The following is a 7,880-nucleotide window of genomic DNA, read 5'->3' on the forward strand; positions in this document are numbered from 1 at the left end:
CGCCGAGCTGCTCGCCGACCACGTGCGCCGGCTGGCCGACGACGTCGGCGTCCCGCGGGGCCTGCGCGACCTCGGCGTGCGGGAGGAGGACCTCGACTCCCTCTCGGCGACCACCCTGGAGGACGCCTGCCTGACGACCAACCCGCGGGCGGCCGACCAGGACGACATCCGGGCGCTCTTCCGGGGCGCGCTGTGAGCACCCCGCGGTCGGCCCCCGACCTCGAGGCGCTCACCGGTGTCCGCTCGGGCAAGGGGTCCTACTACCGCGCCTACGTCCGCTCCGACGAGCGCACCCAGCGGGCCGTGCGGGCGATGGACTCGATCTCCCGGGCGCTCGTGCGCACCCACGAGGGTCCGCGAGGACTCCTCGAAGAGGTCGTGCGCGCGGCGGCGTCCCACCTCGAGGCGCAGTGGATGATCCTCGCGATCGCCGACGGCCGGCTCATCGGGGCCCGGCCCCGCGTCCTCGCCCTGGCGAAGGGGGAGACCACCCCCGTCGACGACGAGGAGCAGCTGCCGCCGATGGTGCGCCGCGAGCTGGGCGCGATCCGTGCGGGTCTCGCGGTGCGCACGGCCGACGAGGGGCCGTGGGTGCGGGTGCCGGTCGTGCTCGCCGGGATCCCCGTCGGCGCGCTCGCCGGGCTGCACGGCCTGGCCGCGGACCCCGAGCCCGGCGACCTCGCGGTGCTGCGGATCCTCGCCAACCAGGCCGCCGTCTCGCTGCACACGTCGGAGCAGTATCTCGAGGGCCAGCGCCAGCACCGCCGGGCGCAGAGCCTCTACGACGAGGTGCAGGCGCAGGCCCGCGACCTCGACCAGCGCACCCACGAGCTGCACCGCCTCGAAAAGAGGCTCGAGTTGGCCCGGCAGCGCGAGCTCATCGACACCGAGCGCGGCCGGATCGCCCGCGAGCTGCACGACTCGGTGACGCAGTACGTCCTCTCGGCCGGCATGGCGGTCGAGATCGCGCGGGGCGAGGTCGAGGCACGGTCGGGGGCCGCCGACCCGATGCACGAGCAGCTCGTCACCGCCAAGGGCCTCACCCAGCAGGCCGTGAGCCAGCTGCGCCGGGCGATCTACGCGCTGAGCCGCTCCCAGGGCGAGACCCTCGCCTCGCTGCCCGACCTCGTCCGCGAGGTCGCCGAGCACCACCGCAGCCACCTGCAGGTCAAGGTCCGCGTCGCGGGCGAGGCCGTGCCGCTGGCGTCGACGCCGAGCACGACATCGCCCGGGCGGTCGGCGAGGCGATGTTCAACGTCGCGCTCCACGCGCAGGCGACCCGGGCAGTTGTGCGCCTGCACTACCGGCCCGACGAGGTCGTCGCGTCGGTGGCCGACGACGGCTGCGGCGACCCGGTCGTGCTCGGGCGGCTGCTGCGCGTCGAGCGTCGCAGCACCGACGGCAGCCACCGCGGCCTGGCCAACATCGAGGCGCGGGTGGCCGACCTCGGCGGGCGGGTGCGGTTCCGCCGCGCCCGCATCGGGGGAGTGCGGGTCGAGATCCGGGTGCCCGTCCCGTCGGACGGCGAGCGGCACAGCCTCATCGAGCAGCTCGCGCAGGGTGACCGGACCGGTGAGAGGGGACGAGCATGACGACAGCGACGAGCACCACCGACGAGGACGAGATCCGGCTGCTCCTCGTCGACGACCACGCCATCGTGCGCCAGGGCCTGCGCTCGGTGCTCCAGCGCGAGGAGGGCATCCGGGTCGTCGGCGAGGCCGAGGACGCGGCCCGGGCCAAGGAGCTCGTGGCCGAGCTCTCCCCGCAGATGGTCTGCCTCGACCTCAAGCTCTCGACCTCCTCCGACAGCGAGGGCATCGCCCTGTGCGAGGAGCTCACGACGCTCCACCCCGACATCGCGGTGCTCGTGCTGACGACCTTCCTCGACGAGCGGCTCGTGCTGCGGGCGATCCGGGCCGGCGCGCGTGGCTACGTCGTCAAGGACGTCGACACCTCGGGCCTCGTCCGGGCGATCCGTGACGTGAGCCGCGGGGGCAGCGCCTTCGATGCCCGGTCGGCGGCCGCGATGGTCCGCGGGCTGCACGGGGCGGAGGAGGAGCAGCCCAAGGAGCTGACGAGCCGCGAGCTCGAGGTCCTGCGGCTGCTCGCGTCGGGCCTGTCCAACAGCAAGATCGGCGCCGAGCTCTTCATCTCCGAGACGACCGCGAAGTTCCACGTCGGCAACATCATGCGCAAGCTCGGCGTCTCGCGCCGGGCCGAGGCCGTGTACGCGGCCTCCAAGGCCGGCCTGCTCTGACCCCCTTCGCTCAGGCGAGGTCGAGCACGAGCCAGCCCCCGTGGTGCTCCTCGACGGCGAAGGGGAGGCCGGTGCGCAGGCCGTAGGCGGCCAGGTCCTCGCGGGTGAGGGTGCGCACGTGACCCCACAGCTCCTCGGGCTCGTCCTCGTAGGGAACGGCGATGACGACGCGGCGGCGGGCGAGGCGGACCGCCTCGGTGACGACCCGCCAGCCATGCTGCGGCTCGAGGTGCTCGAGCAGGTGGAGCGCGACGACGGTGTCGGCGCACCCGTCGGGCAGCGGCACGTGGGCGGCGTCCGCGGTGAGCGCCTCCACCGGCGTGCCGAGTTGCGCCGAGACCTGCTCGAGCAGGCGGATCGACCCTGCGGAGACGTCGATGGCCGTCACCTCGCGGGTCCCGGCCTGGCGCAGGGAGAAGAAGCCGAAGCACGAGCCCAGCTCGACGACCGAGTCGCCGACGAGCACCTCCTCGGCGCGCGCGTAGACGGGGGCGTATCCGGCGACCGCGCCGTGCATCCCCGCGGAGGGCGAGTCGGCGAGGTCGGTCGCGGCCTCGATCGTGCGCAGGCTCGTGCGGTAGAAGTGCTCCCACGCGCTCAGCGGGTCGTCGGCAGACGTCAGGACGATGCCCGTCATGATCCGCTCGAAGGCGTCGGCGCCGCGCAGCCACCCGGGGCCGAAGATCTCCCGGGAGAGCAGCTCCGCGAGACCGGCGTGCACCTCCTCGAGGGGGACGCGGTGCGCGATGGCGACCCGGCCCCCTTCGTGGCTGATGTCGAAGTGCTCGGTCCGCACGGTCCGCAGGGTGCGCCGCGGCAGCTCGCCGTCGGTGCGCACGACGACGAGGTCGTCGACGTAGGCGGGCCGCCCGGGGGCGAGCGGGTCGATGGGCCGCGGCTCGGCGCTCGCGACGACGGGGATCACGTCCCCGCCCCCACGGTCGCGGCGGACACGCGCTCGAGCCCGCCGAGGCTGCGCACCACCTGCACGCGGTCGCACGACTCGGCGTAGAGGGGCAGGTCGCAGCTGCCGAGGCCCCACGAGTAGCGCGGCTCGGGCGTGAGCCAGATGACCGAGCGCACCCGCCGGGCGATCTCCTCGAAGACCTCGATCCGCGGGTCGTTGCCGTTGTTGCGCCCGTCGCCGAGGACGATGACCGTCGTGCGCCGGTTGAGCGCGCCGCCGTACTGCTCGAGGAAGACCTCGAAGGCGGACCCGAAGTCGGAGTCGGCGTCGACGTCGAGCACCCCACCCGCGGGCAGGCCGGACATGACGAGCGACAGCGCCTCCTCGACGGGGTGGTCGGCGAAGAGGTCGGTGATCTCGACGCAGTCCTGGACGAAGGCGAAGGAGCGCACCTTGGCCGCGACGGACTGCAGCGAGTGGACGAGGTGGAGCATGAAGCGCGAGGTCTGCCGCACCGACAGCGAGACGTCGCACAGCACGAGCAGCCGCGGCCGGTCCTCGACCTTGCTCACCGTGACGGGGCGGAAGGGCACGCCGTCGTAGCGCATGTTGCGGCGCATCGTCAGCCGGCCGTCGATCGTCCCGCGGGCCGCGGTGTGCCGCCGGGGGCGGGGCGCGCCGTGCAGCGAGCGCAGCAGCCGGCGGATCGAGTCCTCGAGCGCGGCCCGGTCGGCCTCGTCGACGGTCTCGGCCTGGGCCGCCTCGATCTCGCGCATCTCCAGCTCGGCCTCGCGGGCCATGAGCTCCTCGAGGAACCCCTTGAGCCGCTCGGGCAGCGCGTCGAGGAAGGGCTGCAGCGCCTCGCGCAGCGCCGCCATCTCCGGTCCCTCGTCCTCGTCGCCCTCGGGCAGGTCGGAGGACTCGTCGAGCCACGCGAGCAGGGCCATCTCCTGCGCGACGCTCAGCTCGGCGTCGACCTGCATGCCCGGTCGGCGGGCGAGGTCGCCCGGTGCCCCGGGGTTGTGCAGCCGCGAGGTGGAGATCTGCACGCGCGCGGCCTCGTCGGGACCGGCCTGGGTCCCGTCGGACAGGACGATCTCGTCGGTGAGGTTGGCCATGTCGAGGCGGTTGGCCTCCTGGTGCAGGTTGTACTGCTGCGCCATGTCCTCGGGCCGGAAGAAGTCGTGCAGGTCGACCGGCTTGCCGTGCGAGTGACCGTCCTGAGGCATGTCGCCCGGCTCCTCCGACAGGGAGAACTCGGTGAGCTCGCCGTCGTCGGAGAGGTCGTCGTGGCTGTGCCCGTGCTCGGGGTCCTGGGTGAGCACCGGCCGCAGCGAGAAGAAGCGGTCGAAGGTCTCGTCGAAGACCGGCATGTCCCGGCGGTCCTTGATGAGGCTGACCGCGAGGGCGGCCCGGAGGACCTCGCGGTCCTCCAGGACGCCCGGCTGCGCGGCGGCTTTCAGCCCGTCGATGGCCTCGGCGACGCTCGCCGGGACACCGCGCAGCCGCAGGATCCGCACGAAGCGGTGGAGGGTGGTCTCCATCGTCGCTCCCTCCTCACAGGGGGCGCTTGCGCGCGCCCCGACCGGCGAAGGAGCGGTCGCCCTGACCCGGTGTCACCTTGCGGGAGGTCCCGAGACCCCCGGGTGCTCCGTAGTAGTCGGTGTCGTGGCGGCCGGGGGCGTCCTTCGCCTTGCGGGCCTCGCGCCCGTCGACGTCGTCGTCCCCGTGGTCGGAGCCGTGGGGATGAAGGTGGTCGTGCGTGTGGTCGTGCCCGTGCCCGTGGTCGTGCCCTCGGGACGACGCATTGGGTGGACGAGCTTGGGCAGCGCCTCGCCGGCACGGCGCAAATCGCGGTCGTACTTGACGACGACGCTCAGCGTGTCCGACAGCAGGGTCGCGTCGAGCTCGTCGACCCCGAGGACGGCGAGCGTGCGCGCCCAGTCGATGGTCTCGGAGATGCTCGGCGCCTTGCGCAGCTCGAGCTCGCGCAGGCCGCGGACGATCTCGACGACGCGCGCGGCGAGCGCGTCCTGCAGCCCGGTCTCCTTGGAGCGCAGGATGTCCAGCTCGCGCTCGGGGCTCGGGTAGTCGAGGAAGAGGTGCAGGCAGCGGCGCTTGAGCGCGGCCGACAGGTCGCGGGTGTTGTTGGAGGTCAGCACGACGAGCGGCAGGTGCGTCGCCTCGATCGTCCCGATCTCGGGGATGGAGATCTGGAACTCGGAGAGCAGCTCGAGCAGGACCGCCTCGAGGGCCTCGTCGGCGCGGTCGACCTCGTCGATGAGCAGCACGACGGGCTCCTCGCTCGTGATCGCCTCGAGGAGCGGGCGGGCGGCGAGGAAGCGCTCGGAGAAGAAGATGCTGTCGTGCGCCGAGATCCGGTCGACGGCCTCGGTGAGGTCGGCGGCGTCGGAGACGATCTGCCCGATCTTCTCCCGCAGGATCTGCGTGTAGAGCAGCTGCTTGCCGTAGTCCCACTCGTAGAGGGCCTTCGACTCGTCCTGGCCCTCGTAGCACTGCAGGCGGATGAGGCGGCGTCCGGTCACCTCGGCGAGGCTCTGGGCCAGCTGCGTCTTGCCCACGCCGGCCGGCCCCTCGAGGAGGACTGGCTTCTCCAGGCGGGTCTGGAGGAAGACGGTGGTCGCGAGCTTGCGGTCGGCGAGGTACCCGTGCTCGCGGAACTTCTCGATGGTGTCCTCGACGCTCGCGAGGGCGGGCACGGCGTCCGTCGTGGTGGTGGACATGGCGCTCCTGTCGGTGGTTCGTCCGGGGGTGCGGCGGTCCCCCTTCGTCCTCCTACCCGGTGGGGACGAAGGGGGACCGCCGCGGCTTGGTGAGGTGCGTCAGCTGATGAGGTCGTCGAGGTCACCGGTCATGCAGTGCTCGACGACGGGGCGCACGGTCTCGAAGGTGCACTCCTTGGCGTTGCCCGGGGTGCAGGCGTCGCCGAGGACGTGGTTGGTGATGCGGTCGACGTCCGCGGCGTCACCCTTGATCTCCGGGGAGTTCTTGTAGTACTCCGTCGGCCCGGTGCCCAGGCGGTTCTTGGAGTAGCTGTCCTGGGTGACGTCGACGAAGCGCTCGGGGATGCCCACGTCGCGCAGCAGCCGGATCGACGCCTCGAGCGCGGCGTCGGCGGCCTGCACCTTGGTCATGCCGTGGGTGTCGATGCCCATGGCCTCCGCGATGTCGGCGAAGCGGCCGTAGCAGGCGGGCATGTTGAAGGCCCACACGCGCGGCAGGGCGATGGCGTTGTTGAGCCCGTGGTGCGTGTCGTAGAAGGCGCTCACCGCGTGGCTGATCGAGTGGATGATGCCGAGGCCACCGGAGTTGAAGGCCTGGGCGGCGATGTACTGGGCGTACATCATGCCCTCGCGGCCCTTGAGGTCCTGACCGTTCCAGACCGCCTCGCGCAGGTTCTCGGAGGTGAGCTTGATGGCGCGGATCGCGTTGCCGAGCGAGGGCTCGAAGTTCAGCCGCGAGACGTAGGGCTCGGAGGCGTGCGCGAGGACGTCGAACCCGCACTGGGCGGTGTAGTCGATCGGGCAGTCGTAGTAGAGCACCGGGTCGTCGACGGCGAGGCTGGCGACGGACGCGTCGTCGAAGGCGACGTACTTGTGGGGGTTGTCCGGGTCGGTCGTCGTGTCGGTGATGACGTAGGCCCACGAAGTCTCGGAGCCGGTGCCGGCCGTGGTGGAGACCGCGATGTGCGGCGGGTTCTTCGGGTTCTCGGACATGTTGAAGCCCTCGAACTCGTTGACATTGCGACCGTCGTGCGCGACGGAGATGCGCGCGCCCTTGCAGGCGTCGTGCGCGGAGCCGCCGCCGATGGAGACGAAGGAGTCGCAGGCGTTTTCCTGGTACAGCGCCACGGAGTCCATGACGTTGTAGTCCTTGGGGTTGGACTCGACCTTGTCGTAGACGACGACCTCGAGGCCGTGGTACCTCATCGACTCGACGATGTTCTTGACGATGTCCGTGCCGCGCAGGCCGGTCGTCATGACGAGCGTCTTGCGGAAGCCGAGCTTGAGGGCCTCCGGACCGATCATCTCCCAGGCGCCGGACCCATCATGGCGCGCGGGAAGGGGTGGAACTCCTTGATCGGGAATGGCTTGAGCAGATCATCAACCTGCATGGCGGGTCTCCTTTGACCGGGGGTGGGTTGCTCTCGGAACCTAGGGCGGCGGTGCACCGGCCGGACAGTCCAGAGTCCAGATCCCCACCCCCGTGGCAGGTGCCCACCTGCCGATCGGGCAGGGCCCTGCAGAGCGCCCGGACGTGGGTCATCGCCCCGCGGTGCCGGCTCGGCTCGTGGGGCGAAGGGAGGGCCGCCGTCAGCCGCCGGGACGGCGGGGCAGGAGGGCTCCGAGGGACCGGGCTCGCGCGGCGCCGACCCAGAGGCCGGCGCCGTAGGCGAGGTCGTCGAGGCGGCGGCTGATCGGGTCGTAGGTCGCCTCGGGGTGGTCGGTCCGGGCGACGACGACGTCGACGAGCAGCGAGGTGACGAGGGCTCGACGCACGGTGCTGCTGCGGGTCGCGGCGACGGCGGCGAGCGGCCACCAGTGGCGCAGCAGCAGCGCGGTCTCCTGCCGGACGGCCCAGCCCAGGCCCTGGGCGCCGAGGCGCACGGCGAGCTCGCGCCGCTGCGGCCCCTCGGGCAGTCGTCGGTCGAGCGAGCGCACGCCCCAGAGCAGGCCGAAGCCGGCCACGGGCAGC

At 72.3% G+C, this 7,880-nt stretch carries 7 protein-coding genes and 3 pseudogenes; 4 read left to right on the forward strand and 6 right to left on the reverse strand.

Features of this window, described 5'->3' with window-relative positions:
* Positions 1–196, forward strand: a pseudogene (locus AC2W7J_RS13285) (iron-containing alcohol dehydrogenase); the annotation flags it as partial.
* A 73-nt stretch (positions 197–269) separates the two neighbouring features.
* On the opposite strand, the gene AC2W7J_RS13290 reads toward AC2W7J_RS13285, so the two are convergent.
* Complete coding sequence (locus AC2W7J_RS13290) at positions 270–728, reverse strand: hypothetical protein (RefSeq protein WP_485982956.1); 459 nt, start codon at positions 726–728, stop codon at positions 270–272.
* Between the two features lie 196 nt (positions 729–924).
* Here AC2W7J_RS13290 and AC2W7J_RS13295 point away from each other — a divergent pair.
* The 3 genes and pseudogenes from AC2W7J_RS13295 to AC2W7J_RS13305 form a co-directional block, all read left to right on the forward strand.
* Positions 925–1,029: pseudogene (locus tag AC2W7J_RS13295) on the forward strand (hypothetical protein); the annotation flags it as partial.
* A 218-nt stretch (positions 1,030–1,247) separates the two neighbouring features.
* On the forward strand, positions 1,248–1,592 hold the full coding sequence (locus AC2W7J_RS13300; protein ID WP_485982958.1) for an ATP-binding protein: 345 nt from the start codon (positions 1,248–1,250) through the stop codon (positions 1,590–1,592).
* Positions 1,589–2,257: a MadR family response regulator transcription factor gene (locus tag AC2W7J_RS13305; protein WP_485982960.1), complete on the forward strand. Its 669-nt coding sequence runs from the start codon at positions 1,589–1,591 to the stop codon at positions 2,255–2,257. The genes AC2W7J_RS13300 and AC2W7J_RS13305 overlap by 4 nt, the downstream gene beginning before the upstream one ends.
* Before the next feature lie 10 nt (positions 2,258–2,267).
* Here the strand turns inward: AC2W7J_RS13305 and mftM are convergent, their stop codons facing one another.
* The 5 genes and pseudogenes from mftM to AC2W7J_RS13330 all read right to left on the reverse strand — a co-directional run.
* Positions 2,268–3,182 carry a mycofactocin oligosaccharide methyltransferase MftM gene (gene mftM / locus AC2W7J_RS13310; protein WP_485982962.1) on the reverse strand — a complete coding sequence of 305 codons (915 nt, stop codon included), beginning with the start codon at positions 3,180–3,182 and terminating at the stop codon, positions 2,268–2,270.
* Entirely contained in the window at positions 3,179–4,708 is a 1,530-nt protein-coding gene (locus AC2W7J_RS13315; protein ID WP_068328723.1) for a VWA domain-containing protein, read from the reverse strand. Before AC2W7J_RS13315 ends, mftM begins: the two co-directional genes overlap by 4 nt.
* Positions 4,709–4,780: 72 nt before the next feature.
* The gene (locus AC2W7J_RS13320; RefSeq protein ID WP_485982964.1) at positions 4,781–5,908 is read right to left on the reverse strand and encodes an AAA family ATPase; all 1,128 of its coding nucleotides are present in this window, start codon (positions 5,906–5,908) and stop codon (positions 4,781–4,783) included.
* A gap of 99 nt (positions 5,909–6,007) precedes the next feature.
* Positions 6,008–7,213 (reverse strand): NDMA-dependent methanol dehydrogenase, encoded by a 1,206-nt coding sequence (mdo, locus tag AC2W7J_RS13325; RefSeq protein ID WP_485982966.1) that lies wholly within the window; start codon positions 7,211–7,213, stop codon positions 6,008–6,010.
* Positions 7,214–7,498: 285 nt separating this feature from the next.
* Positions 7,499–7,880 (reverse strand): annotated as a pseudogene (locus AC2W7J_RS13330) (mycofactocin biosynthesis glycosyltransferase MftF); the annotation flags it as partial.

The sequence above is a fragment of the Janibacter sp. CFPM2_SD2 genome, from assembly GCF_057364645.1.